Here is a 26,759-nt window from a genome sequence, read left to right as displayed (position 1 = left end):
GTACGGCGCACAGCTCAACAACTGCGCGGTCCTTGTAGGAGCCGGCTTGCCGGCGATGGTCTGCGTAGCAGACCTGATCACGCTAACTGACTGGCACTAGCCTACAGGCCGGTTTCTGTTGCATTAAGTTTTAATTCAGCGATTGTCGCTAATCTGGTCCCATCGAAACCGAAACAGGACCCGATCCTCATGAAAGCTCGTTACTTCGCTCTGATTCTCGCCCCCTTGTTCAGTACCGCTGCCTTGGCCGCCGGCTATACCGGCCCGGGCGCCCAGTCGGTGACTACCGTCGCTGCTGCCAATGACGCAGCCGATGACACCCCCGTGGTGCTGCAGGGTTATGTCACCAAGAAGATCAACAACGACGACAAGTACGAATTCAAGGACAACACCGGCACCATCACCGTTGAAATCGACGATGAAGACCTGCCGCCGACGCCGTTGAACGACAAGACCAAGGTCAAGCTGACCGGCGAGGTGGAAAAGCACCTGATGAGCCGTGAAGTGGATGTGGATATTGTCGAGATCGTGAACTGATCTGAAGCCCAATCGCCGGCAAGCCGGCCCCCACAGGTATCCCACTGCCCTTGAATACAGTGGTTTACCTGTGGGGGCCGGCTTGCCGGCGATTGGGCTGCACAGAGCAGCCCTGTTTCAGGCAGCCTTGGGCGCCAGCTTGCTAAGGTGCAACGCCACCAGCAACGCCACCGCCAGGAGGCTGCCGATGAACAGCCCGATGCCACTCCAGCCCCATTGGTGCCAGAACACCCCGCCTGCCGTCCCCGCCACACTCGACCCCGCGTAATAGCAGAACAGGTACAGCGAAGACGCCTGGCCCTTGGCCTTCAGCGCTCGGCGGCCGATCCAGCTGCTGGCCACCGAATGCGCTCCGAAGAAGCCGAAGGTAAAGATCAGCATGCCGACGATAATCATCACCAGTGGGTTGGCCAATGTCATCAACAGCCCGCCCGCCATGACCAGAATGCTCGCCCAGAACACCCGGCGGCGCCCAAGTTTATCTGCCAGCGCACCCACTTGTGCCGAGCTGTAAATACCCGACAGATAGACCACCGAGAGCAAACCGACCAGCGCCTGGTTCATGTGATACGGCTCGGCGAGCAGCCGATAGCCTATGTAGTTGAACAGGGTGACGAATGCGCCCATCAACAGGAAGGCTTCGAGGAACAGCCAGGGCAGACCCGCGTCCTTGAAGTGCATGACGAAGCCATCCAGCAGGCTGCGCGGTTTGAGCGTCTGCGCCCTGAAATTGCGCGATTCGGGCAGCACCTTCCAGAACACCAGCGCTGCGATCAGGGCCAAACCGCCGATGGTCAGCATTGCCGTGTGCCAGCTGACGAAGTCGATCAGCACGCCTGTGATCAGCCGACCGCTCATGCCGCCGATGGCATTGCCACCGATATACAAGCCCATGGCCAGGCCGATGTGCTGCGGGTGGATTTCTTCACTCAGGTAGGTCATCGCCACAGCTGCCAGGCCGCTCAGCGACAGGCCGACCAGCGCCCGCGTGGCGAGTACGCCTTCCCAGGTCGGCATCACTGCGCTGACCATGGTCGATAACGCGGCGCAGAGCAGCGCGAATACCATCACCGGCTTGCGCCCGATGCGGTCGGAAATCGGCCCGGTGATCAGCAGGCCGAACGCCAGCATGCCGGTCGACACCGACAGTACCAGGCTGCTCTGCGCGGCATTGATCGAAAACTCCTGCGACAGCAGCGGCATCATCGGCTGCACGCAATACAGCAGGGCGAAGGTCGCGAAGCCGCCGCTGAACAGGGCCAATACGGTCTTCATGAAGGCAGGGGTGCCTTTCTCGATCCAGATTTCGTTCAGCGGTGCAGGCTCGGGGTCGGCAGGAAGGGGGGCTACAGCAGTTTTCACGGGCGGGTACCTCTGGCGCAATGGAAAAAGCATATAGCTGCCTAATGATTAGATCCAATATATTGTTCGACCTATTTAAGACGTTTTGCGACTTGTTCTGGAGGCCCCATGGAACTGCGCCACCTGCGTTATTTCATTGCCGTTGCCGAAGAGCTGCACTTCGGGCGGGCGGCCCAGCAGTTAGGCATTTCTCAGCCCCCCCTGAGTCAGCAGATTCAGGCTTTGGAACAGGAGTTGGGCGCGCGCCTGTTCGAACGTACCAATCGTCGGGTCGAGCTGAGTGAGGCCGGTCGGCTGTTCCTCGAGGAAGCCCGTCAGGTATTTGCGCAGGTAGAGAAGGCGGCCGATGTTGCGCGCCGTGCGCAACTGGGTGAGCTGGGCGAAATGAAGATCGGCTTTACCTCGTCGGCCCCTTTTACCTCGAAGATTCCCAAGGCGATTCATGCCTTCCGCCAGCGCTTCCCGGCGGTGCACCTGAACCTCAAGGAAATGAGCAGCCGCGATGTCGCCGAAGGGGTGTTCGACGAGTCCATCGAGGTCGGCCTGATGCGGCCCATGCCCTTGCCGGAAGGGCTGGTGGCCACGGAGCTGTTTCGCGAACCGCTGGTGGCGGTGATCAATGCCTCACATGCGCTGGCCGAAGGGACCGAGCACGGTGTGCACATGGCGGCGCTGGCCCATGAACCGTTCGTGTTCTTCCCGCGCAGTTACGGCAGTGGATTGCACGCCCAGTTGCTGAGCCTGGCGCGGCAGGCGGGGTTCAATCCGCATTTTGCCCAGGAAGCAGGGGAGGCCATGACCATCATTGGGCTGGTGTCGGCGGGCCTTGGGGTGTCGATTTTGCCTGCTTCCTTTCAGCGCATGCGCATCGAGGGCGTCGTGTACCGAACGCTTCTGGATGAAGACGCCACCTCTGCTGTATGGCTGGTCCAGCGCCAACATGGCGGATCGGCAATGGCCAAGGCCTTTGCCGCATTGCTGACGGGCGTAACCGCAGGGGGCAATTGAACCGTTGCCATCGGCGTCGGGCAATTGGCGCTGGCCAATGCCGCTGCGCCGCCACATACTCGGGCATTCGTTGATACACGGAGGTCTCTCATGCGGCGCGTGGTGTTCAATCAGAAAGGTGGTGTGGGCAAGTCGAGCATCGCTTGCAATCTGGCGGCGGTGAGCGCCAGTGAAGGTTATCGGACCCTGCTGATCGACCTGGATGCCCAGGCCAACTCGACTCAGTACCTGACCGGCCTTACCGGCGAAGACATTCCGATGGGCATCGCCGACTTCTTCAAGCAAAGCCTCTCCAGCGGGCCGTTCAGCAAGAAGAACAAGGTCGATATCTACGAAACCCCGTTCGATAACCTGCATGTGGTCACCGCCACGTCAGAGCTGGCCGATTTGCAGCCCAAGCTCGAGGCCAAGCACAAGATCAACAAGCTGCGTAAGTTGCTCGACGAGCTCGACGAGGATTACGAGCGGATCTACATCGATACGCCGCCTGCACTCAACTTCTATGCGGTATCGGCGCTGATTGCGGCAGACCGTGTGCTGATCCCGTTCGACTGCGACAGTTTTTCGCGCCAGGCGCTGTATGGGCTGCTGGCTGAGATAGAAGAGTTGAAGGATGACCACAACGAAGAGCTGGTGGTCGAAGGCATTGTCGTCAATCAGTTCCAGTCCCGCGCCAGCCTGCCCCAGCAGATGCTCGACGAACTGCTGGCCGAAGGCCTGCCGGTATTGCCGGTATACCTGAGCAGTTCGGTGAAGATGCGCGAGTCGCACCACGCCAGTTTACCGCTGATCCACCTGGAGCCACGGCACAAGCTGACCCAGCAGTTTGTCGAGCTGCATGACTTGCTTGAGCGCACCGCGTGAAATGCTCATCCTTGCGCGAGGAGTAGATAAGCGCTAGCACCTCCCAAAACGGGAGATCTGCTTGGATGCGCGTCATTGCCAAAAGTACATTGGTGAAATTCTGGGAGTTACCAGGGCATGAAGATGCCAAGGCACCGTTGGAGAGTTGGCACGATATGGCACAAAAAGCCACATGGCGAACACCGCAAGAGGTGAAAAGCCAGATTGGCAGCGCTAGCATATGTGGCAACAACCGCGTGGTCTTCAACATCGGAGGCAATAAATACCGGCTAGTGGTTGAAATGCAGTATCGAGCTGGTATTGCCTGGGTGAAATTCGTCGGAACGCACAAGCGATATGACGAAATTGACGTGGAGACGATCAGTGAATATTAAGCCAATCCGCAATGACGACGACCTTAAAGCCGCATTTCTGCGACTGGAATCCATTTATCAAGCACAAGCCGGTACGCCCGATGCTGATGAAATGGAAGTTCTTGTGACATTGATTGAGGTGTACGAAAACAAGCACTACCCCATTCAGCCCGCAGACCCAATCGAGGCTATCAAATTCTGCATGGACCAGCAGGGGTTGACAGCGCGGGACCTGGAGCCTTACATCGGCCCAAGCGGTCGCGTATCTGAAGTCTTGAACGGGAAGCGCAGGCTAAGTCTGTCCATGATCAAACGGCTTCACGATGGCCTCCGTATTCCCTATGAATCCCTACTGGCGAACGCTTGAGGCTTAAACCCCTTGGCTGCGTAGCCACTCCAGCAACGACTGCAGTGGAAACGCGCCGGCCTGGCGGCTGACTTCGCGGCCGTTCTTGAACAGGATCAGGCTGGGAATCGAACGGATACCCAACTGGCCCGCAAGGTTGCGGTTGGCTTCACTGTCGAGCTTGGCCAGGCGGCAGCGGCCGGTGAGCTGGCGGGCGGCCTGTTCGAAAGTGGGGGCGAAGGACTTGCACGGGCCGCACCAGTCGGCCCAGACGTCGATCAGCAGCGGCAGGTCGCCTTTGATCTGGCTGGCATAGTTGCGTTCGTTGAGCTCGAACGGCTGGCTCAACAGCACATCCTGTTTGCAGCGGCCGCATTTCGGCGCATCGCCCAGGCGGGATGAAGGCAGGCGGTTGAGGCCGTCGCAGTGGGGGCAGGACACTAGCAGTGAGTCGGACATGTCGTTTCCTTGTGGTGTTTGTTCGGACGCTATCGCCGGCCAGCCATCAGGAGGAGCAGCTGATTTCCAGGTGTTTGCCCCACGCGGGCGGTCGCTCGGCGTAGGCCTGCATTCCGGCTTGTTCCTCGAAAGGCGTGCTCAACACCTGATGCAGCCGCCGCACTTCACTGTAGTCACCGGCCTCGGCGGCTTCGATGGCTTTTTGCGCCAGGTAGTTGCGCAGTACGTACAGCGGGTTCACCGCATGCATGCGCTCGCGGCGGCCATCGCCATTACCGGCTTCACGCTCACAGCGGGCCAGATAGTCCGCGCCCCAGGCATCGAAACCTGCCAGGTCGATGAAATCGTCGCGTACGCCCTTGAGTGCCTCGGCCACCGGTTGATCGCCCAGCCTGCGGAAGAACAGGTTGTAGTCCACACCCCCGCTCTGCATGCGTTGCAGCAGGCGCTCGACCAGCGCCATGTCGTCGTCCTCGGCCGTGGTCAGGCCCAGGCGCCGGCGCATCAGGTCCAGGTAATGTGCCTGGTACAGTGGCAGGAACAACCCCAATGCCTCCTTCAAAGGCTCGACCTCGATCACGGTGGTCAGGGCCTGGGCCAGTGCGCTGAGGTTCCAGTGGGCGATCGGTACCTGGTTGGCATAGCTGTAGCGGCCACGATCATCGGAATGGTTGCAGATGAAGTTGGCGTCGAAGTCGTCGAGGAAGGCATAGGGGCCAAAATCGAAGGTGATGCCCAGGATCGACATGTTGTCGGTGTTCATCACCCCATGACAGAAGCCGTACGCCTGCCAGTGAGCAATCAGTTCGGCGTTACGCTCGACGATGGTGCGGAACATGGCCAGGTAGGGTTGTTCGGCCTCACGGCATTCGGGGTAGTGCTGTTCCAGCACATGATCGATCAGTACCCGCTGCTGTTCCGGTTGCTTGGTGTAGTAGAAATATTCGAAGTGGCCGAAGCGCACGTGGCTCTGCGCCAGGCGGGTGAGCATGGCGGCGCTCTCGCGGGTTTCTCGCCATACCGGGGTGCTGGAGCCGATCACGCACAGTGCCCGGCTGGTGGCGATACCCAAGGCATGCAGGGCCTCGGATGCGAGAAACTCGCGGATGGAGGAACGCAGCACGGCGCGGCCGTCGCCCATGCGCGAGTAGGGCGTCTGCCCAGCACCCTTGAGGTGCAGGTCCCAGTGCTCGCCGGCGTCGTTGACCACCTCGGCCAGCAGCAGGCCGCGGCCATCGCCCAGGCGCGGGTTATACGAGCCGAACTGGTGGCCGGAATAGACCATCGCCCGCGGGTCGGCCTCTTCCCAGAGCTTTTGGCCGCTGAACACTTCGGCGAACAAGGGCAAATCGGCTTGGGCCGGGTCGAGGTCGAGCAAGGCCATGGCTGACTCGCTTGCCACCACCAGGCGAGGCTCTGCGATGGGCTCGGGCAAAACCTGAGTGGAGAACGCATCGCCCAGGCGGGCGAAGCGGTTGTCGAAGGTGAGTTGGTCGAGGGCTTTCACGGGCTGCTCCTGGGGATCGGTGCCAAGGGGCCGCTTTGCGGCCCAATCGCCGGCAAGCCGGCTCCCACATGACTATCGCAGCGGCGCGGACCCTGTGGGAGCCGGCTTGCCGGCGATCGAGGGCGCAGCCCTCGTATGTATTTTGGGTGTTCAAGCGCTACGGCGTCTACTCACACTGGTTGAGTACCATCCGGTTTTGGTTGCTCCGCCGGAATCAGCTGCTGCTTGCCGCCCTGCATGTCCATCAGGTACACCTCGACCTGGCGAACAGAGATCTTGATGTTGTGCGCTTTGAACTCGCGATTGATAAAGCGGTTGATCTCGTCCAGCGTCGGGTTGCGGTCACCCAGGTCCCGTACGTGCATGCGCAGTTCGTGGTCCAGCGAGCTTTCGCCGAAATTGAGGAAATACACGAGCGGCTCCGGGTCCTTGAGCACCCGTGGGTTCTCGTGGGCGCCCTTGAGCAGCAGCTCGCGCACCAGGTCCAGGTCGGAGCCATAGTCGATGCCCAGTTTCAGCGTGACGCGGGTGACCGTGTCGGTCAGCGACCAGTTGATCAGCTGGCCGGTGATGAAGGTCTTGTTGGGGACGATGATGTCCTTGCGGTCGAAGTCGGTGATGGTGGTGGCGCGGATACGGATCTTGCTCACGGTGCCGGACAGGTTGCCGATGGTGATGGTGTCGCCGATGCGCACCGGGCGCTCGAACAGGATCATGATGCCGGAGATGAAGTTGGCGAATATCTCCTGCATGCCGAAGCCCAGGCCGACCGACAGGGCTGCCACCAGCCACTGCAACTTGTCCCAGCTTACGCCGAGGGTCGACAGGGTACTGACGATGCCTATACCGACGATGGTGTACGACAGCAGCGTGGTGGTGGCATAGGCGCTGCCCTGGGCCAGGTTCAGCCGCGACAGCACCAGCACCTCCAGCAGGCCCGGCAAGTTACCGGCCAGGGCGAAGGTGATGCCGACGATCACCAGCGCGCCGAGCAGGTCGCCGAGGCTGATCGGCACCATGCTGGCGGCCGTGCCGGTGCCGCTGGTGTATTCGTACAGGGTGAAGTTGTTGAGGTAGGCGAACACCGTGATCAAGTCGGCCCACACCCAGTACAAGCCGGCAATGAAGCCACCGAGCAAGGCCAGGCGGATCAGGCGCAACGACTGCTGGTTGACCTGCTCGATGTCCAGTGTCGGCTCTTCGGTGATGACTTCGCCATCCAGCCCTTCCTTGGCGGCCGCACGCTTGCTCAGGGCACGCTGGTAGGCCAGGCGCCGCGCGGCAACCGACAGGCCGCGTACGAAGGCGGCCTCGATCACCAGCCAGAACATCAGCAGATAAAGGGTGTAGATCAACCGGTCGGTGAGTTTGAGTGCGGTGTAGTAATAACCAAAGCAGACTGCCACGAACAAGGCGATCGGCAAGGCCGTGAAGGCCAGCCCGACGGCCCTGCGGAACAGCGAGGCGTCGCGGTGCGCGGGGCTGCTCAGCAACAGGCGGCTGAGCAGCCAGGCCATCAGTGCATAACAGGTCAGCACTACCCCGATGCCCAGCACGTCGTCGGCCAGTGCCGACGGCTGGTGCTCGGCCACCGCCACGACGCCGACCAGCGCCAGCACCACGGTGCCCAGCCTGCGCACCCAGCCGCGCAGGAACTCGACTTGCGGCTTGTGCCAGCGGAAGTGGACTTCCGCCACCCCGCCGGGGGCGAGTATGCGGTAGGCGGTGTAGAACACCAGCCAGGCCTGGGCCAGTTGCCAGAGCGCGGAGCCAAGGTTGGCGTTCTGCCCGCGGGCGTCGATCTGCAGGGCATAGCTGCACAGGGCAAGGCCCAGGCTCACTGGCATCGCCAGGAGGATATTGATCAGGATCGCCTGGGGCGTATGCCACTGGCTGTCACGGCGAAAATGGCCGATGTCCTGGTGCACCTTGCTCAGCCGCTGGTACAGGTATTTGCGGCGCCACAGCAAGGCGCCGATCACCAGCAGTAGCGGCAGGAACAACAATGGGCGCTGGCTCAGCCCGTCGCCCAGCTCCTTCAGGCCAGACCCCCAAGGCACGTCGGCGACCTGCTTGGCAAAGCGCTCCGGAACAGACTTCAACCAGTCCCAGTCCAGCGGCTTGTTGCTCGGGATCCAGAACATCTGTTCGTCGAGCGTGGTGCGCAGGCCTTGCGCAGTGCTGAGCAGCTGCTTCTGGTTGAGCTGCAGGGTGATCGATTCGTTGAGCAGCGCCGACAGTTCTCGGTTCAGGCGTTCGAGCAGGTCGCTGCGGGTGATCGCCACTTCCAGCAGGGCTTTGCGCAGGGCCGGGGTGACGTCTTCCTGCGGCTGGTTGGCCAGCAGCTTGTCGACGTAGGTCACGGGGCTGCTCATCTGCTCGCGCTGCTGGTTGATCTCGAACTGGTACAGGCGGATGTCAGCGATCTGGTCGGCCAGGTCACGGTCGAGCTTCAGGTGCGGCAGGGCCTGTTTCTGCTTGTAGAGGATCTTTGACAGCAGCAGGCTGCCCTTGAGCACGCTGATCTGCTCGTCCAGGGCCTGGTCGGCCTGGGTCAGGCTGTCGAGCTGCTGCTTGGTGCGCAGGTTCTGCTGGGTCAGCTCGTTAAGGCGGTCGGTGCTCTTGAGCAGGTAGTCGGAAAGCTTGAGGTTGGCTGCGCTTTCGCTGGCCAGCAGGCTGCTGCCGCCAGCCTTCTGCGCTTCGATCGACTGCTGGGTGACGGTTTGCTGGGATTGGGCCAGACGTTTCTCATTGATCAGCGTCTGCAGGTCCTGGATTTCCTGTTCCAGGCGTGCGGTGCGTTCAACCAGCAGGTCGTGGCGGGCGTTGCCCAGGTCTTGCAGCAGGCCGTTGCCGGCCAGCTCCTGGCGGCGCAGCAGAGTCACGGCATTTAGCGAAGCCAGTTCGGCATTGAGCTGGTTACGCTGGTCGGCATTGATTGATTTGCCGCCATCCTTGCCGCTCTTGAGGATAGTGTTGATCTGCTGGCTGCGGGTCTGGTTGTTGCTGATCTCAGCCTGAGCGCGCTCGGGGCGGGTCTGCGAATTGATGATCAGGCTGTTGGCGTCGGACAGCGCTTTTTGCAGCTCGCCCTGCAGGGTGTTGCGTTCGCTGAGCATTTGTTCGAGTTGCGGCACGCTAAGGCTGGCGTAGCGCTGGGCTACCGGTTGTGGCTTGCTGGCCTTGAGCTTGGCCAGTTCTTTCTGGCTGTCGCTGGTCTCTTTGGGGGCGCCAGCCAGCTGTTGCTTGAGCGCGGCAAGCTTCTTCTCGCTGTCTTCCTTGTTGGCAAGCAGGCTCAGGGTTTGTTCGAGCACCTGCTGCAAGGCCTTCTGATCGGCCTCGGGCAGCTTGCGTTCGGCGATCTTGTCGAGGCTGTTCTGGATACTGGCAGCGCTCGGGGCTTCGGCCGCAGCAGCGGCGAACGGCAGGGACAGGCACAGCCCGAGCAGGGCTGTGCGAAGGTACACGCGCAGGGACATAGGCAGACTACTTGTGGATCATGCAGAAACGAAGTTTAGAGGAACAATCCTGGTCCGGGTCGCGTTCCTTCGGGGAATCTGACGCCCACTTTCTGGATCTTGTTCCCGTCCATGGTCGCCACGGTCCAGATCGTGCCGTGCCATTCGACCTGATCGCCCACTACTGGAGCGCCCCCGACCTTCTGTCGGATGAACTGCGCCAGCGGCATTTTTGCGTCCAGGCCGTCGAGTTTCAGGCCGTAAAGGGCTGCTACCGCGCCCAGCTCGGCATCGCCTTCGAGCACGAAGTCGCCGAAAAAGCGCAGGTCCAGGCCGCGTTGCGGGGCTTGGCTGAACAGCTTGCCCAGTGCTGGCAGGTTGTGTTCGTGGCCGATCACGCAAAGCATGTCGCCGACTTCGAGCACGGTACTGCCGGAGGGGTGCAATAGCTGTTCGCCACGGAACAGCGCGGCGATGCGGGTGCCCTCGGGCATCTTCAGTTCGCGCAGGGCGGCACCGATGCACCACTTTTCCGCACCCAGGCGATAGACGAACAACTCCCACTCGCTGGTGATGTGCACCTCGAGCGCAGACCGCGAGATCGGTGCCGGGTCCGGTGGTACCGTGACTTTCAGCAGTTTGGCCATCCACGGCAGGCTGGTGCCCTGCACCAGCAGCGATACCAGCACGATGAAGAACGCCAGGTTGAAGAACAGCTGCGCGTCAGGCAACCCGGCCATCAGCGGAAACACCGCGAGGATGATGGGGACCGCGCCGCGCAGGCCGACCCAGGAAATGAAGGCTTTCTCGCGGCCATGGAAGGCCTTGAACGGCAGCAGTGCGGCAACCACCGACAGCGGCCGCGCGATCAGGATCATCCACAGCGCCAGGCCCAGTGCGGGCAGGGCGATCGGCAGCAGGTCATGTGGCGTGACCAGCAGCCCCAGCACCAGGAACATGCCGATCTGGGCGAGCCAGGCCATGCCGTCGAGCATGTGCAGGATGCCGTGGCGGCTGCGGATCGGCTTGTTGCCCAGCACCAGGCCGCACAGGTAAACGGCAAGGAAGCCGCTGCCGTGCAGGGCGTTGGTCAGCGAGAACACCGCCAGCCCGCCAGCGATGACCAGAATAGGGTACAGGCCACCGGCCAGGTTGATCCGGTTGACCAGTTGCAGCAACAGCCAGCCACCGCCCAGGCCCAGCAGGCCACCGATGCCGAACTCGCGCAGCAAGTGCCCCAGCAGGCTCCAGTGCAGCCCGGTCTGGCCGCTGGCGATCATGTCGATCAGGGTGACGGTGAGGAAGACGGCCATGGGGTCGTTGCTGCCCGATTCGATCTCCAGCGTGGCCGTGACCCGTTCGTTCAGGCCTTTGCCCCCGAGCAGCGAGAACACCGCTGCGGCGTCGGTGGAACCGACGATGGCGCCGATCAGCAGGCCCTGGATGAGGCTGAGGTCAAACAGCCAGGCCGCGACCAGGCCGGTGAGGGCAGTGGTGATCATCACGCCGATGGTGGCCAGCGACAATGCCGGCCACAAGGCCACGCGGAAGCTCGCTACCCGCGTGCGCAGGCCGCCGTCGAGCAGGATCACCGCCAGTGCCAGGTTGCCCACCAGGTAGGCGGTCGGGTAGTTGTTGAAGATGATGCCGCCACCGTCCACGCCTGCGAGCATGCCGACCGCGAGGATGATGACCAGGATTGGAATGCCAAGGCGCGACGACAGCGAGCTGACCAGGATACTTGCGCCCACCAGCAATGCGCCGATCAGGAACAGGCTGTTGATGGTGCTTGCATCCAAAGGCAGGTACTCCGGGATAACGCGGGGAAGAGGACTCGATAGCTTTGAAGAACTAGCAGGTCGCGTGCCAATCGATTCTAACCTGATGAATTGGCAGCATGTAAAGCGTTTCTGCAGATGTAGAAAAGGCACCGCGGTGGGTGCCTTTTCTTGTGTTGCCTATGCCGGCGATGAGGCCGGAGCAGGTCAGGCCTGCTTCACTTCACGCATTGGCTTGCCTTTTACCGGGGCGCCGTTGGCCACGTAGTACTTGGCAGTGCTGCGAGGCAGCGGCTTGCGGTTGCGGATCTTGTCCGAGATTTTCTCGGCGATCATGATCGTGGTGGCGTTGAGGTTGCCAGTGATGATGATCGGCATGATCGACGCATCCACCACACGCAGGCCCTGCATGCCGTGCACGCGGCCTTCGCCATCGACCACCGCCATGTCGTCGGTACCCATCTTGCACGAGCAGGACGGGTGGAAGGCGGTTTCGGCGTGCTCGCGGATGAACTTGTCCAGCTCTTCGTCCGTCTGCACGTGCGCGCCCGGGCTGATCTCGCGGCCACGGTACGGGTCCAGCGCTGGCTGGGCCATGATCTCGCGAGTCAGGCGGATACCGTCACGGAACTCCTGCCAGTCCTGCTCGGTGGCCATGTAGTTGAACAGGATGCTCGGGTGCTGGCGAGGGTCCTTGGACTTGACTTGGACACGGCCACGGCTAGGCGAACGCATCGAGCCCATATGTGCCTGGAAACCGTGTTCCTTCACGCCGTTGGAACCGTTGTAGTTAATCGCGACAGGCAGGAAGTGGTACTGAATGTTCGGCCATTCGAACTCAGGGCGGGTACGGATGAAGCCGCCTGCCTCGAACTGGTTGCTGGCGCCGATGCCGGTGCCGTTGAACAGCCACTCGGCACCGATGGCCGGCTGGTTCCACCACAGCAGCGACGGGTACAGCGACACCGGCTGGGTGCAGGCGTACTGCAGGTAAAGCTCGAGGTGATCCTGCAGGTTCTCACCGACGCCCGGCAGGTCGTGCACGACCGGGATGTCGAGGCTTTCCAGCAGGGCGCGCGGGCCCACGCCGGAGCGCTGCAGCAATTGCGGCGAGGCGATGGCGCCAGAGCTCACGATGACTTCCTTGCGGGCGCGGGCTTCGACGCGCTCTTCGCTGTCGCCGACCAGATAGGTCACGCCAACGGCGCGCTTGCCTTCGAACAGCACGCGGTCGCTCAGGGCATGGGTGACGATGGTCAGGTTCGGGCGCTTCTTGGCCTGGTCCAGGTAACCGCGGGCGGTGCTGGAGCGGCGGCCGTTCTTGGTCACCGAACGGTCCATCGGGCCGAAGCCTTCCTGCTGGTAACCGTTCAGGTCTTCAGTGCGCGGGTAACCGGCCTGTACGCCGGCCTCGACCATGGCGTTGAACAGTGGGTTGTTGCCGGCTTTGGGCGTGGCAACGCTGAGCGGGCCTTCACCACCGTGGTAATCGTTGGGGCCGATGTCACGGGTTTCCGCCTTGCGGAAGTACGGCAGGCAGTCCAGGTAAGCCCAGTCTTCCAGGCCCGGCAGTTTTGCCCAGCCGTCGAAGTCCAGGGCGTTACCGCGGATGTAGCACATGCCGTTGATCAGCGAGGAACCACCCAGGCCCTTGCCGCGGCCACATTCCATGCGGCGGCCGTCCATGTGCGGCTCCGGGTCGGTCTCGTAGGCCCAGTTGTAGCGACGGCCTTGGAGCGGGAATGCCAGGGCGGCCGGCATCTGGGTGCGGAAGTCGAGGCGGTAGTCGGGGCCACCGGCTTCGAGCAGCAGGACGGTGACGCTGGCGTCTTCGGTCAGGCGAGTGGCCAGGGTGTTACCGGCCGAGCCGGCACCAACGATGATGTAATCGTATTCCATGGGCTTTCTCCTCGAAAGCAGCGGCAAGCTTCAAGCTACAAGCTGCAAAAAAACACAGCCGTGCGAAGCTCGCGAATGGATTAGGGCTGCAAGGGCCGGGGCGTGATGCACCCGGCACTTGCTTGCAGCTTGTTGCTCGCGGCTTGGAGCTGAGTTTCTCAGAAGACCGACGCGTAGCCGCCCAGTTCGACCTGGACCGACTTGATGCGAGTGTACTGCGCCAGCGAACTGATGCCGTTTTCACGGCCGACGCCCGACTGCTTGTAGCCACCGACCGGCATTTCGGCTGGCGATTCACCCCAGGCGTTGATCCAGCAGATGCCGGCTTCGAGCTTGTGGATGATGCGGTGGGCGCGGGTGATGTCGTTGGTGCACACGCCAGCGGCCAGGCCGTATTCGGTGTCGTTTGCGCGACGGATGACTTCTTCTTCGGTTTCGTAGGTGAGGATGCTCATCACCGGGCCGAAGATCTCTTCCTTGACGATGGTCATGTCGTCGGTGCAATCGGTGAACACGGTCGGGGCCACGAAAGCACCTTTGGCGAAATCACCTTCGGTCAGACGCTCGCCGCCGCACAGTACGCGGGCACCTTCTTGCTTGCCCTTGGCGATGTAGCCCAGCACGCTTTCCATGTGCTGGAAGCTGACCAGCGGGCCGAAGTTGGTGTTTTCGTCTTCCGGGTTGCCGGCGCGGATACGGGCAACGCGCTCGGCGATCTTGGCTTCGAAGGCCGCTTTCATCTGGGCAGGGATGAACACGCGGGTACCGTTGGTGCAGACCTGACCGGAGCTGTAGAAGTTGGCCATCATGGCGATGTCGGCGGCCTTGTCCAGGTCGGCGTCGGCGCAGATGATCAGCGGCGACTTGCCACCCAGCTCCATGGTGACTTCCTTGAGCGAGGAGCTCGAAGCGCTGGCCATGACTTTCTTGCCGGTGGTGGTGCCGCCGGTGAAGGAGACTTTCTCGATGCGCGGGTGTTCGGTCAGCCAGGTGCCGACTTCACGGCCGCTGCCGGTCAGCACGTTGAACACGCCGTCCGGCAGGCCGGCTTCGGTGTAGATCTCGGCCAGTTTCAGGGTGGTCAGCGAGGTGACTTCCGAAGGCTTGAAGATCATCGCGTTGCCGGCGGCCAGGGCTGGGGCGGACTTCCACAGGGCGATCTGGATCGGGTAGTTCCAGGCGCCGATACCGACGGTCACGCCCAGCGGCTCGCGGCGGGTGTAGACGAACGAGCTTTCGCGCAGCGGAATCTGCTCGCCTTCGATGGCCGGCACCAGGCCTGCGTAGTATTCCAGCACGTCGGCGCCAGTGACGATGTCGACGTAGCGGGTTTCGGAGTACGACTTGCCGGTGTCCAGCGTTTCCAGCATGGCCAGTTCGTCGTTGCGCTCACGCAGAATGTCGACGGCACGGCGCAGGATGCGCGAACGCTGCATGGCAGTCATTGCGGCCCAGATTTTCTGACCGCGCTCGGCGCTTTCGACGGCTTTCTCGACGTCGGCCTGAGTGGCGCGTTGCACGTGGGCGAGGACTTCGCCGGTCGCCGGGTTGATGGCTTCGAAGGTGGCGTCGCTGCCAGCGTCGACATAACCGCCGTCAATGTAGAGTTTTTGCGTTCCGAAACGGGCCATAGTGTCCTCGCAAGTGCAGTGTGTGAGTGGCTTTCGCGTCACGCTCCGGCCGGCTGGGCAAGGGCTGTGCGCTTTTTTTCAGAGGCCGGTGGTTGCGTGTCCGGGCGCTGCTGTTTAGCCAGTTGTAGTTCCAGGTATTCGTAAGCGATCTGTATCGCCTGGCCGGTGTCGAAGGCATCGCCCGACAACGCTCCGCGCAGCCACAGCCCGTCGATCAAGGCAGCCAGGCCGCGGGCGGCGGTGCGCGCTTCATCGAGCGGCATGGCGCGGCGGAACTGGCAGCACAGGTTGGAATACAGGCGGTGATCGTTGATCCGCTGCAACCTGTGCAAGGACGGCTGGTGCATGCTGGAGGCCCAGAAGGCCAGCCAGGTTTTCATTGCCGGGCCATTCACCTGGCTGGCATCGAAGTTGCCTTCGATGATCACCCTCAGGTGGGCTCGCGGGCTGTCGTCGGTCAGCGCTTGGCGACGAGCGATCACGCCCTCGTTGAGCATGTTCATGATGTAGCGCATCGTCGCCGCTATCAGGCCGTTCTTGTCCTGAAAGTAGTGACTGATGATGCCGTTCGACACACCGGCCAAACGGGCAATCAGCGCAATGCTGGCATCTCCCAGGCCGACCTGATCGACTGCTTGCAGCGTAGCTTCGATCAATTGCTGGCGGCGGATGGGTTGCATACCGACCTTGGGCATCTTGCTATCTCCTCAGGCCTGACGAGCAGACGAAGTGCGGCTGACTCGGCGAGGACCAGTCTATTTTGTTTTGATTGAACGTTCAATCAATAAAGAATAAGCTCTGCGACAATTTGTGCCATTGACAGTTTTTCAGGCTGTTTCGAGGGCACGGATTGACATCCCAGGAAATCGCGTAACCCCCGGAATACAAGGCGTTGACGGGTATGAGCGATGCGAACTGCAGATTCTGCCGAGCGGTCATCGACCTGCGGCAGGCCCTTGGAGCGGGCGGGGTGCTCTGTGACGAATGCGCGCACCAATCTGATTTGGCGAAGCATTTGCGCCGACCACCTGTCTGGTTTTTGCAACGTTTCTATCAGGGATCACGGTTTCCAAGGTGCTTTTATAACACCTGACGCAGTGGGGGTATTCCACCAATTGCTCGGGAAAAGACTGATTAGCCTCCACAGCCGCACTGCCCGGAGCATTCGTGCAATGAGTTCTGCCTCCCTTACCAAACCCCCCGCCGAGAGGGTACGGGTCAATCGCGTGGTGTTTTTCACTTCCGCGCTGATGATCCTCGTTCTGACTGCCTTGCTTATCGCTGTTCCCGAAACCGCCGGTCAGGTACTGGGCGTGGCCCAGAAGTGGCTGACGCGCACCTTCGGCTGGTACTACATGCTGGTGATCTGCGGTTACCTGCTGTTTGTCGTTTACCTGGCGTTCTCCGATTACGGCAAGCTCAAGCTTGGCGGCAAGGATGACCAGCCCGACTTCAGTTACGGCGCCTGGGCCGGCATGCTGTTTTCCTCCGGTATCGGCATCTCGCTGCTGTACTTCGGCGCCTCCGAGCCGCTGGACCACTACTTCAATCCGCCCCAGGGCACCCCTGCCAGTCTCGAGGCCGCGCGCCAGGGCCTGCAACTGACCTTCCTGCACTGGGGCCTGCATGGCTGGGCGATCTACGCCCTGGTCGGGTTGGCCGTAGGCTACTTTGCCTACCGGCACAACCAGCCGCTGGCACTGCGCTCGGCACTGTATCCGCTGGTCGGCGAGCGTTGGGTCAAGGGCGCTGCCGGCAATGCCGTGGACATCTTCGGCATGTTCGTCACCCTGCTCGGTCTGGTGACCAACCTGGGGATCGGTGCGATGCAGGTGTCTTCGGGCCTTGAATACCTGTTCGGCATGGACCACAGCCAGACCAACCTGCTGGTGGTGATTCTGGTCATGGCCGGCGTGGCTACGGTGGCTGCGGTGTCAGGTGTGGAAAACGGCATCCGCCGCCTGTCCAACCTGAACATCATGCTGTTCAGTGGTTTGCTGATCTTCGTGCTGCTGGGCGGCGAGACCCTGCACCTGCTCAACGGCCTGGTGCAGAACATCGGCGACTACCTCAATGGCATCGTGCTGAAGACTTTCGACCTTTATGTCTACGAAGGCGAGGCCGGCAACTCTGAGCGCTGGTTGGGCCTGTGGACCGTGTTCTACTGGGCGTGGTGGATCTCCTGGGGCCCGTTCGTCGGTATGTTCATTGCCCGTATCTCCAAGGGCCGTACCGTGCGCCAGCTGGTCTGCGGCGTACTGCTGATCCCGCTGGGCTTCACCCTGGCCTGGTTGTCGATCTTCGGTAATACCGCCCTTGACCTGGTGATCAACCAGGGCGCCGTGGAGCTGGGCAAGACCGCGCTGGAGCAGCCGTCGATGTCGATCTACCAGCTGCTGGAGTATTTCCCAGCCGCCAAGATCGTGATCGGTGTGGCGGTGTTCGTGGGCTTCGTGCTGTTCCTCACCCCGGCCGACTCCGGTGCGGTGATGATGGCCAACCTGTCGTGCAAAGGCGGCAAGGTCGACGAAGATGCCCCGCACTGGATGGTGGTGTTCTGGTCGGTGATCATCACCCTGGTCACCATTGGCCTGCTGTTCGCCGGTAACTTCGAAGCCATGCAGACCATGGTGGTGCTGGCGGGCCTGCCGTTCTCGGTGGTGCTGGTGCTGTTCATGTTCGGCCTGTACAAGGCCATGAAGCAGGACGTTGCCGTGGAGCAGGAGCGTGCCGAGCTGGCCGCCCGTGGCCGTCGCGGTTTCACCGAGCGCCTGAGCCAGCTGGAGCTGCAGCCGACCCATGCCGTGGTGCAGCGCTTCATGGACAAGCAGGTCACCCCGGCCCTGAAAGAAGCTGCCGAGCAACTGCGCACCCTGGGCTTTGATGTCGAGAGCCGTGTTGGCCAGTCGCGCAACATGATGGGCCTGCGGGTGATGATGGAAGAGGGCAACCCCTTCGTTTACGAGGTGAGCCTGGACGGTTACATGGCCGCACCGAGCGATGCGCCGGTCGAGGGCGAGCCGCAGGTGCGCCAGCGCTTCTATCGCGCCGAAGTGTACCTGCACGATGGCAGCCAGGAGTACGACCTGATGGGCTTCGCGCCTGAGCAGATCGTGCGTGATGTACTCGACCAGTTCGAGAGCCATCGCCAGTTGCTGGGCCGCGTCTACAGCTGATCCGGTTAGCCCTTGGGCGGCCGGATGCCGGCCGCCCAAGGGCTCCAGCTTTATGTAACGCAGCGAACTTTGCCCCTTGGCACATCCTTGCGCTCCATTTGTCGCGAGGAAGCCGCCCCATGCCCATTCAGCCAAGTCCTGTGCCTGACTTTCGTCGGGCAGTTGCTACCGAGTTTTTCAGTCGTCCAACCCTGCGTAGTGTTCTGAGCCAGCAGATTCTCGAATTGCTGGTCCCCTGTCATGCCGCTTTGGCCGGCGCCAGGCTGCCCGATGCCGAACCGCTCATACTCAACATCCCTGCCCGCATTGCGTCCGGCCCGCAGACCTACGACGCGTGGACGCCCCGGCCATTGCTGGAGGTCATGCTTGAGGCATTTCACGCCCGCCAACCCCTGGGATCGCTGGGGGCTGACGGTGGGGATTTCCTGCTGGCAGTCCGGGAACCCTGGTTCCTGCGCGACCAGGAAGGTAATGCGTTGCCATCCGGGACGATTTCGATCCGCGCCCAATTGGCTGAGCTGGATGACCTTCTGCTAATGCTTGCGGACAACTTCTGCCAAGCTCAGGTCGATTACTGGAAGGCGCCAGGCAGCCAGGGCGTGAGCCGGGACCTGTGGCTGCAGCACCTGCTCAAATCGGCTTTGTTGCAAAATTTGCCGTTGCAGGGGCTGGATGATCAGCAGCGTCAGTGCATGCTCAGTGTGCTCAAGAATAGTGGCTCCACCCCTTCGGTGTTTCTGGTCCAGGTGCAACTTGATGCTGATGATCAGTGGCTGCCCAACCTGCTGGTCAGGGGCGAGTGGGACGAGCGCGAGGTGATTCTGTGGTGCGCCCCGTCCAGCCTCGTGAGGGCATTTTCATCGTTGGATGATTTCGCCGAGGTACTACGCGACGAGCTTGCCGGGCACCAGCGCTTCGAGTCCATGACATGGCATCGCTACGAGCTGGAAGGCGACGTGTTTGCTCAGCAAAGCACCTTGATGCTCGAGATCATGCTCGACTCCATTGCTCGATTACGTTACGCACAGGTGTCAGGCATCACGCAGCTTGAGCAGTGCTTCGCTGCGCTGAGCGACCCGTCGCGCTGGTTCATCGACGGCTATGGCCAAGCCAGCGAGGCGCGCATTACCTTGCCGCCTGGCCTGCTAAATGCCAATGCTGCCTTTGGTTTTGCCTACCAGCGGGGCATGTTCGAACTGGCCCTGGCGCAGGCTCACTCCGAAGGTAGCGGGGCGCTGGAGGATGTGCTCGACCTGCGCAGCTATACCCGCCAGATGCTGCGTGCGCAAATGCTTGCCGATTTTCCGAGCGAGGCCAATTATTTTTCGGATGACCTGATTCTCCAGGTCACCGTCAGTGCAGGCTGGCCGGGTGGTGCAGGCGTCGGGCCAGGCGATGCTGCGGTGGAGCACCGCAGCATGACGTTGACCGAGTTCGCCATCGGTAACCTCAGTTCACTCAAGGGCATGCAGCTCACGGCCATAACGCACCGTGAGAACCAGCTGATCATGGCTTGGATGAACGGCGATTATCTCAAGTCGCTGGTGCAGCGGGTCGATATCGGCAAGCACTATCCAGCCTATGTCGCGCTGAAACTCGACGAACCGGCGACTCGGCCTGAGCGGACCAGGCGCTTTGGGCGTGAGTGGCGGTGTTCGCTGCTGTTCAGCGCGCTATACGCCCGCTTGCAGGGTGAGCTCAGTGACGCCGGCCTGCAGTGCGTGACAGATTACTGCCAAGGTCATGACTGCCCTGAACAGCCGTCACTGATGCTGATGCCTCTGGCGTTCAGGCGCGAAGCAAGCGCCAACGAGCAGGATGAGGTCAGCGGCATGTATGTCCTGTCCGGCACTGAACCGGCCCGGGTACTGCTATACAGGCCTTTATACAAAGCCAAGCCGCTGCTCGAGTTCCATAGCCTGACGGTGATGATGGAAGCGATCCGCAGGCCTGGGCCATTGCAGGAGAGCATCCTCGACTGGATGACGCCTGTCGCCCGTGCCGTCTATGCCTATGGCGGCTTCCATGAACCGCATCACCCAGGCCCCATACTCGATAGTCAACTACTGCCCGAGCGAGCGCGCCCAGCCACGTTCGCTGCGCAGTTCTGGCGCCGTGATGTTGATGCGAAGCTGTACAGCGCCAATCGCAACTTGTTGGTCGAACTGGCCGACCGTGAGTCGGTTTCCAACGCTGAAAGTCGCTGGGCAATTCTTGTTCAGGGAGCCTGGTTGCTGTTCGATGTCGTGACGCTGCTGCTGCGTGGGCCTGTGGCCAGCGTGGCTTGGCTGGTGCAGGTGATTTCCGGGTTGCACGATGACGTGACGGCACTGCGCGAAGGCAGCGCGTTCGAGCGCTGCCGTGCCGTGGTCGAACTGCTGCTCAACGCGTCAATGGCCCTGATGCACCTGCGCCTGCCGCAGTTGCCGGTAGACGTGCCTGTACTACTGCCCGATCAGGCCAGTGCCTCGGCGCAATGGCGTGGTGCTCAGGCATTGGCGGCTCCCGTGCAAGGCAAGGTCGGGGTGCCAGGCGGGTTGGCCCAACATGGCGCGACCCGCCTGGACTTTGCCTGGCGCGGTGCGCAGGGCTTCAATGTGCTGTCGCCGCAGCAACGCAGGGCAGTGTCCGATATGCGCGTCGCGCAATCACTACGAGGCATTGACCCGATCGAGGCGGGGCCGTGGCGCGGTTTGTATCCGGTGGGTGAGCATCACTTCCTGTACCTGGGTGACGGGGTGTACCGGGCCGTGTTGGTTGATGGCGGTGTGCGCATTGTTGGCCCTGATGAGGGCATGGGGCCCTGGGTGACATTCGAGTATGGCCAGTGGCGGGTTGACCGTGGTTTGCGCCTGCGTGGCGGTATGCCCAAGAGCAGGCGTGAGGCCTTGAAAGAGGAGAACCGCAAGAAAAGCGAGCAACTCAAGCGCGAAGAAGCTGCCTTGGCTCACCAGCACAATGCCATGGCCGAAACCCTGAACAGGCATCGCGACCTGCTCAACGAAAAAGACAAGCGCATCGCAGCGCTCAAAACGGTTGCTGATCCGGACGAGCTGACGATTCGCGAGCTTGAGTTGACCCAGCGTCTGCGCAAGCAGATCAACTTGAAAATCATCTACGAAGTCAAAAGCCTGGCCGAGAACTCACTCAAGCATGAGCAAGTGGTCAACAGCCTGTTCAACATGCGCCACGAGGATTACGCCTACAGTGTTGTCCTCAAAGAGCAACGCAGCCTGATCCGCCAGAGCCTGATCGAGAATATTTCAGTCTTCTACAACGAGATGGCCAAGATCATCAATGCAGAGGACCTGGAAAACCTCGCCGAGCAGATTGTCATCCACCCCGAGAGCGAAGACGAAATCAGCCAGTACAAGCACTTTCGTTCTGTACTGGAAGAGGTCATCAAATGGGAAGTGGATCTGGTCGACATGTCCCGGTTGCTTGACGCGCTGCTCGAAGAAACCCTCAAAGACGACAATTTCGTGTTCAAGGATGATGACACGCACGCGCGCATCAACAAAGACAACGAGCTCAAGAGCACCATCGAGGCGCGGCGGTTGTCGGCCATCGACCTTGATTTCCGTCTGCTTCAAGACCTGGCCGAAGCCAGCCTGGAAAGACTGGCCGATGTTGAGGAGCGGGTGTTATCGCAATACCTCGACTACCTGGCAGGCGACAGCCTGAAAAGTGCAGGCAACGCGCATGGCGATCTGGCGGGCAGTGAGCTGTCGCTGGCCGAGCGGATCGAGGTGTTGAGCGGCATCCTGGAAGGCTACGAGGAGGCTGCGGCAATGGCCGACTATCTGGGCAGTGTAGGGGGCGCGGCGATCAGGCAGGAGGCGCTGCAACTGTACAAGAAAACCTTGCACGGATTGCAGCGCGCAGCTCAAGGCGACCTCGCCCAGGCAGTGCGAGAGCAGGAGTTCTGCGAGCCCGCCCCACCGCGTCCCACGGTCTATGCCCCGCGCGGTGGGCGGCGCAAGCTGGTCAGGACTCAGCGCGGGCGCAAGGTTCTCGCTCAGGAAGTCGAGGTGGATGGTGTCGCCATCGTCCAGCAGCGTGATGAGCGAACCCAGCATGTACTGAAGACCTTCCATCAGCGCGGCGGCGAGTGGGTCGAGGATGTGCCGCAACCCGCTGAGTCAGAGCCGCCATTCTCCCCGCTGGAACCCCGCCTTGCGCGAAAGCGGGCACAGGCCCTGCTTGCGGAGGTCGAGCGGATCAACAAGCTGGCCAGAAGTTTCTTTCAGGCAGAGCAGCCCAATGGTCTGGCCACGGTTGTCGACGGGCACCTGGAAAAACTGCGTAATGCCCTGAGCACATTGCCAAGGATGAGCCCCGAAGATGCCTTGTTCGAAAATCTGGGTGAGGCCATCGAGCGTTTGCAGGCTACCCGCCGCGACCTGTTGACCGGCATCTATCTGTCCACCGACCACCCCGACGCACGAAGCCTTCAATTTCTGCTCGACAACCACCAGGTCACTGTCCAGCGCGCGGGGCCCCGCAAGGCATTGGCAGCAGGTGATTACCTGGATGTCTACGAGGTCAGGCGCCTGCCGCGGGCCGGTCAGGGGCAGGGCGATGGGCTGTGGGAGGCACACTTTCACTACCCGGACATCGACACTCCGGCGCGGCAGTTCAGCAAAGGGCACCTGAAGCTGTGGGCGCAGCGCAAACTGGGGCGCCTGGCGCAACTGCGGGCTGCAACCAGCGGCGAAGACCTGGTCGCCATTTACCGGGGGGATTTACGCCTGAACCAGGTGGAGGGGCTGATCCCCTTTGACTGAATGGCTCAGCGATTGCTGTAGCGGCCGTGCTTGCCATGGGCAGGCATGGCCTGATTACCGCGTTCTGCAATCATCTGTGTCAGTGTCACCAACTCGATGCCCTGGCTTCGCAGCCGGGGCATCTCCTGCTCCAGCACCTGCAGGGTTTGCGGATAAGGATGCCCGATCAGCACCGCCGAGCCTTGCCTGTGTGCCAGTGCCACGCCTTGCTGCAGCTGCGTGGTGATGGCCTCTGTGGTGCGTACGTCGTCCAGAAACACGTCGCGCGACACATGCCCAAGGGCCTGTGCCTGTGCCTCGGCGGCGGCGACGGTGGCAGCACTGGTACGGCTGTCTACGAAAAACAGATGTCGCCGCTGGAGTTCCCCCATCAGCCAGGTCATGGCGCCACGCTGGGCGGTCATGCGGCTGCCCATGTGGTTGTTGATGCCGGCGGCGTAGGGCACTTTGGCCAAGGCCGCGTCCAGTCGCCTGGCAAGCTCCGGCAAGGCGATGTCCGGGTGCCAGGCATAGGGCCCGGTGGCGGGGTCCATGGGCATATGCAGGATTACCGTCTTGCCCGCCTTGTGCGCCTGGCGGGCGAACTCGCTGGCGTGGGGGGTATCCGGCATGATCGCCATCGTCACAGGGCCAGGCAGCGCAAGCGTTCTGCTGTCGCGCTCGGTGCTCTGGCCCAGGTCGTCGATGATGATGCTCATGTAGGCCTTGTTGGCCGGCGCTGCATGGGCGAACGCGGCCGACAGGCATAACAGCACGGGCAGCAGATACCGCAACGGATGAATCATTTGCCGGAGGTGATATTCAGCCCCTTGAGCAGGCTGAGCGCCTGGCTCAGCTGGAAGTCATCGTCCTGCGGACGCTCCTTGCGCTTGCTGCTGCCGGTCGGGCGGTCAGCGCCACCGTTGCCGTTGCCCAGGTGGCCTTGCAGGTCGGCTTCCTTGAAGTTCTCGGTATCGACCTCTGCTGTGAGTTTGGCCGGGCGCACCTCGATGTCCGGCACGATGCCCTGGGCCTGGATCGAGCGGCCATTGGGGGTGAAGTACAGTGCGGTCGTGAGCTTCAGGGCACGGTCGTTGGCCAGTGGCAGCACGGTCTGCACCGAACCTTTGCCGAAGCTGTCGGTGCCCATCAGTACGGCGCGTTTCTGGTCTTGCAGGGCGCCGGCGACGATTTCCGAGGCCGAGGCGCTGCCGCCGTTGATCAGCACGACCAGTGGCACGGCTTCGCTGGCGTCGGCCGGGTCGGCGGAGAAGCGCAGTTCGGAGTTGGCGATACGCCCCTTGGTGTACACGATCAGGCCCTTGGTCAGGAAGTGGTCGGCCACTTCCACCGCTGACTGCAGCACGCCACCGGGGTTGTTGCGCAGGTCCAGAACAACGCCGCGCAGTTTCTTGCCGTTGTCTTTGCGCATCTTGGCCAATGCCTTGCCCACTTCGTCGCCGGTCTTGACCTGGAACTGGGTGATGCGGATGTAGCCGTAGTCGTTTTCCAGCAACTGGCTCTTCACGCTCTTGACCTGGATCACCGCGCGGACCAGGTTCACGTCGAACGGGGTGCCGCCGTCACGTACCAGGGTCAGGGTGATCTTCTCGCCGACCTTGCCGCGCATCTTGTCCACGGCTTCGGTCATGCTCTGGCCGCGGGTGGGCGCACCGTTGATCTTGACGATCAGGTCGCCTGCCTGCACGCCGGCGCGCGAAGCGGGGGTGTCATCGATGGGCGAGACCACCTTGATGAAGCCGTCTTCCTGGCCGACTTCGATACCCAGGCCACCGAACTCGCCACTGGTGCTTTCCTGCAGTTCCTGGAAGTCCTCGGGGCCAAGGTAGGCCGAATGCGGGTCGAGGTTGCTGAGCATGCCTTTGATGGCATTCTCCAGCAGCGTCTTGTCGTCTACCGGCTCGACATAGGCGGCCTTGATGCGGTCCATGACCTCGGCGAAGGTGCGCAGCTCTTCCAGTGGCAGCGGCGCCCTGGCGGTCACCTCGGTGGCTGGCACCGCGGCGGGCTTGGCGGGCGCCGGCTCGGCAGCGATGGCCAAAGGCATACCAGTCGCCAGGGCGATGGTCAGGGCCAGCTGGGTGAGACGAGGCGAGTGCAGCATGTCGAACGAACTCCTGATCCTGTAGGCGCTCCCTGGGGAGCATCGGCCCAGCGTGGGGCGCCGGGCCGTAAAAAAGTCACTAGGCTTTAACCTTAACCTCTGCACCACTGCGAAGGGTCGGTTGGCCTGCCCTGCTGGCGGATGGCGAAGTACAAGCCGGCGGCATCCTGGCCGCCGCTGTCGCCAACGGTGGAAATGGCCTCGCCGGCCTTGACGATGTCCCCGGCGCTCTTGAGCAGGCTCTGGTTGTGGCCGTACAGGCTCAGGTAACCATTACCATGGTCGAGAATGACCAGAAGTCCAGCACCGCGCAACCAGTCGGCGAACACCACGCGCCCGCCGTGCACGGCACGTACCTGGGTGCCGGGGTTGGCGCTGATCATCACGCCGTCCCACTTGGCTCGGGCATCGCTGCCACGGGCTTCACCGAAACGTGCCAGCAATCGACCATTGACGGGCCAGGGAAGTTTGCCCCGTGCGGCAGAAAAAGCACCGCCGTAGGTTGAGCTGCTGCTGGAAACCAACGGGCCTAGGGTGGTGCGCGCCTTTTTTGGCGGTTCGCTGTCTTGCTGTGCGGCCAGCGCTTCCTGCTGTCGGCGCTTTTGGGCCTCCTGCTCGGCCAGCAGGGCCTTCTTGCGCGCTTCTTCGGCCTCACGGGCCTGACGGGCCAGGGTTTCCTCAATGGTCTTGAGCACCTTGGCAAGGTCGGCCTGGTCTTGTTCACGGGCCTGCAGCTTCTTGCCGCGGTCTTTCATGTCACTGTTGAGCTTGGCCAGCACCTGCTGACGTTTGCCACGTTCGGCTTCCAGGGCCTGGCGGCGGCTGTCGAGATCGGCGCGCTGGGCCAGCAACTGTTCTTGCTGGCGGGAAATGTCCTGTTCGACATTGGCCAGCTGGCGCAAGGTCTCGTTGAAGGCACGCAGCTGCTCCATACGCGCCTTGCTCAGGTAGTCGTAGTAGCTGAGGGTGCGGGCGAACTTTTCTGGGTTCTGCTGGTTGAGCAGCAGCTTGAGGTATTCCTCACGGCCATTGTTCTGGTAGGCGGACCGCGCCTGAATGGCGATCAGTCGCTGTTGTTCAATGCGCGAGCTCTGGAGTTTTTTTTTCTCGGTATCAAGGCGCTCCAGCTCGCCCTCGGTCTTTTTTAGTTCTTGCTGCAGAGCCTCCACCTGCTTTTCGAGGTTGCCGATGTCGGTCTCGGTGGCTTTGAGGTCTTTCTGCACGCCGGATTTTTCTTCCTGGAGCTTGCCCAGCGTTTTCTTGAGCTCGGCGATGTCCTGGCGGGTGGCGTCCAGTTGTTGCTGGGTCTGTGCGCGCTCGTCGGCGAAGGCCGGGCTGAGCAGGCAAGACAGGGCTAGGAGAATCAGGGCGCGAAGCATGAGGTTGGGCGTACCAAGGATGGAGACTGGCCTAGTATGCCCGCCCGGGGCTGCAAAAAAAACGCCTCACGGCGTCAGCGGCAAGCTTCAAGCTACAAGCGGCAAGCAAAA

The 26,759-nt window shown here is 61.9% G+C and carries 19 protein-coding genes; 7 read left to right on the top strand and 12 right to left on the bottom strand.

What is annotated here, in order from left to right:
• Positions 1-189: 189 nt before the first annotated feature.
• Entirely contained in the window at positions 190-537 is a 348-nt protein-coding gene (locus ACEWE8_RS05560; protein ID WP_395589230.1) for a YgiW/YdeI family stress tolerance OB fold protein, read from the top strand.
• Positions 538-654: 117 nt separating this feature from the next.
• On the opposite strand, the gene ACEWE8_RS05555 is transcribed toward ACEWE8_RS05560, so the two are convergent.
• Positions 655-1,899: an MFS transporter gene (locus tag ACEWE8_RS05555; RefSeq protein WP_161871625.1), complete on the bottom strand. Its 1,245-nt coding sequence runs from the start codon at positions 1,897-1,899 to the stop codon at positions 655-657.
• A 108-nt stretch (positions 1,900-2,007) separates the two neighbouring features.
• Between ACEWE8_RS05555 and ACEWE8_RS05550 the strand changes: the two genes are divergently transcribed.
• The 4 genes from ACEWE8_RS05550 (at position 2,008) to ACEWE8_RS05535 (ending at position 4,491) form a co-directional block, all read left to right on the top strand.
• Positions 2,008-2,907, top strand: coding sequence for a LysR family transcriptional regulator (locus tag ACEWE8_RS05550; RefSeq protein ID WP_046784971.1), 900 nt, complete (start codon positions 2,008-2,010; stop codon positions 2,905-2,907).
• Between the two features lie 90 nt (positions 2,908-2,997).
• Positions 2,998-3,771 carry a ParA family protein gene (locus tag ACEWE8_RS05545; RefSeq protein WP_046784972.1) on the top strand — a complete coding sequence of 258 codons (774 nt, stop codon included), beginning with the start codon at positions 2,998-3,000 and terminating at the stop codon, positions 3,769-3,771.
• A gap of 65 nt (positions 3,772-3,836) precedes the next feature.
• On the top strand, positions 3,837-4,145 hold the full coding sequence (locus ACEWE8_RS05540) for a type II toxin-antitoxin system HigB family toxin (protein ID WP_046784973.1): 309 nt from the start codon (positions 3,837-3,839) through the stop codon (positions 4,143-4,145).
• Positions 4,135-4,491: a type II toxin-antitoxin system HigA family antitoxin gene (locus tag ACEWE8_RS05535; protein WP_046784974.1), complete on the top strand. Its 357-nt coding sequence runs from the start codon at positions 4,135-4,137 to the stop codon at positions 4,489-4,491. Before ACEWE8_RS05540 ends, ACEWE8_RS05535 begins: the two co-directional genes overlap by 11 nt.
• 3 nt (positions 4,492-4,494) lie before the next feature.
• On the opposite strand, the gene trxC is transcribed toward ACEWE8_RS05535, so the two are convergent.
• The 8 genes from trxC to ACEWE8_RS05495 form a co-directional block, all read right to left on the bottom strand.
• A complete protein-coding gene (trxC, locus tag ACEWE8_RS05530) occupies positions 4,495-4,929 on the bottom strand; it encodes a thioredoxin TrxC (RefSeq protein ID WP_046784975.1) in 435 nt (144 codons plus the stop codon).
• A 46-nt stretch (positions 4,930-4,975) separates the two neighbouring features.
• Complete coding sequence (gene selO, locus ACEWE8_RS05525; protein ID WP_046784976.1) at positions 4,976-6,436, bottom strand: protein adenylyltransferase SelO; 1,461 nt, start codon at positions 6,434-6,436, stop codon at positions 4,976-4,978.
• A 170-nt stretch (positions 6,437-6,606) separates the two neighbouring features.
• Positions 6,607-9,915, bottom strand: coding sequence for a mechanosensitive channel MscK (mscK, locus tag ACEWE8_RS05520; protein ID WP_046784977.1), 3,309 nt, complete (start codon positions 9,913-9,915; stop codon positions 6,607-6,609).
• Positions 9,916-9,950: 35 nt separating this feature from the next.
• A complete protein-coding gene (locus ACEWE8_RS05515; RefSeq protein WP_046784978.1) occupies positions 9,951-11,693 on the bottom strand; it encodes a potassium/proton antiporter in 1,743 nt (580 codons plus the stop codon).
• A gap of 186 nt (positions 11,694-11,879) precedes the next feature.
• Positions 11,880-13,571 (bottom strand): choline dehydrogenase, encoded by a 1,692-nt coding sequence (betA, locus tag ACEWE8_RS05510; RefSeq protein WP_046784979.1) that lies wholly within the window; start codon positions 13,569-13,571, stop codon positions 11,880-11,882.
• 158 nt (positions 13,572-13,729) lie between these two features.
• Positions 13,730-15,202 (bottom strand): betaine-aldehyde dehydrogenase, encoded by a 1,473-nt coding sequence (betB, locus tag ACEWE8_RS05505; protein WP_046784980.1) that lies wholly within the window; start codon positions 15,200-15,202, stop codon positions 13,730-13,732.
• A gap of 38 nt (positions 15,203-15,240) precedes the next feature.
• A complete protein-coding gene (betI, locus tag ACEWE8_RS05500; RefSeq protein ID WP_046784981.1) occupies positions 15,241-15,897 on the bottom strand; it encodes a transcriptional regulator BetI in 657 nt (218 codons plus the stop codon).
• 86 nt (positions 15,898-15,983) lie between these two features.
• On the bottom strand, positions 15,984-16,217 hold the full coding sequence (locus ACEWE8_RS05495) for a hypothetical protein (protein WP_125923652.1): 234 nt from the start codon (positions 16,215-16,217) through the stop codon (positions 15,984-15,986).
• Positions 16,218-16,431: 214 nt separating this feature from the next.
• Here ACEWE8_RS05495 and ACEWE8_RS05490 point away from each other — a divergent pair, with 214 nt between their 5' ends.
• Together ACEWE8_RS05490 and ACEWE8_RS05485 are read left to right on the top strand one after the other, a co-directional pair.
• The gene (locus tag ACEWE8_RS05490; RefSeq protein WP_223255088.1) at positions 16,432-18,378 is read left to right on the top strand and encodes a BCCT family transporter; all 1,947 of its coding nucleotides are present in this window, start codon (positions 16,432-16,434) and stop codon (positions 18,376-18,378) included.
• A 119-nt stretch (positions 18,379-18,497) separates the two neighbouring features.
• On the top strand, positions 18,498-23,165 hold the full coding sequence (locus ACEWE8_RS05485; RefSeq protein WP_395589229.1) for a dermonecrotic toxin domain-containing protein: 4,668 nt from the start codon (positions 18,498-18,500) through the stop codon (positions 23,163-23,165).
• Between the two features lie 5 nt (positions 23,166-23,170).
• Here the strand turns inward: ACEWE8_RS05485 and ACEWE8_RS05480 are convergent, their stop codons facing one another.
• The 3 genes from ACEWE8_RS05480 to ACEWE8_RS05470 form a co-directional block, all read right to left on the bottom strand.
• A complete protein-coding gene (locus ACEWE8_RS05480) occupies positions 23,171-23,938 on the bottom strand; it encodes a divergent polysaccharide deacetylase family protein (protein ID WP_046784984.1) in 768 nt (255 codons plus the stop codon).
• An 8-nt stretch (positions 23,939-23,946) separates the two neighbouring features.
• Positions 23,947-25,269 (bottom strand): S41 family peptidase, encoded by a 1,323-nt coding sequence (locus tag ACEWE8_RS05475; protein WP_046784985.1) that lies wholly within the window; start codon positions 25,267-25,269, stop codon positions 23,947-23,949.
• Positions 25,270-25,361: 92 nt separating this feature from the next.
• The gene (locus ACEWE8_RS05470) at positions 25,362-26,648 is read right to left on the bottom strand and encodes a murein hydrolase activator EnvC (RefSeq protein ID WP_046784986.1); all 1,287 of its coding nucleotides are present in this window, start codon (positions 26,646-26,648) and stop codon (positions 25,362-25,364) included.
• Between the last annotated feature and the right edge of the window lie 111 nt (positions 26,649-26,759).

This window comes from Pseudomonas sp. TR47 (assembly GCF_044143025.1).
GTDB lineage: Bacteria > Pseudomonadota > Gammaproteobacteria > Pseudomonadales > Pseudomonadaceae > Aquipseudomonas > Aquipseudomonas putida_E.
The sequence above is the reverse complement of the archived record's forward strand: the minus strand, read 5'-3'. Positions and strand labels throughout refer to the sequence as shown.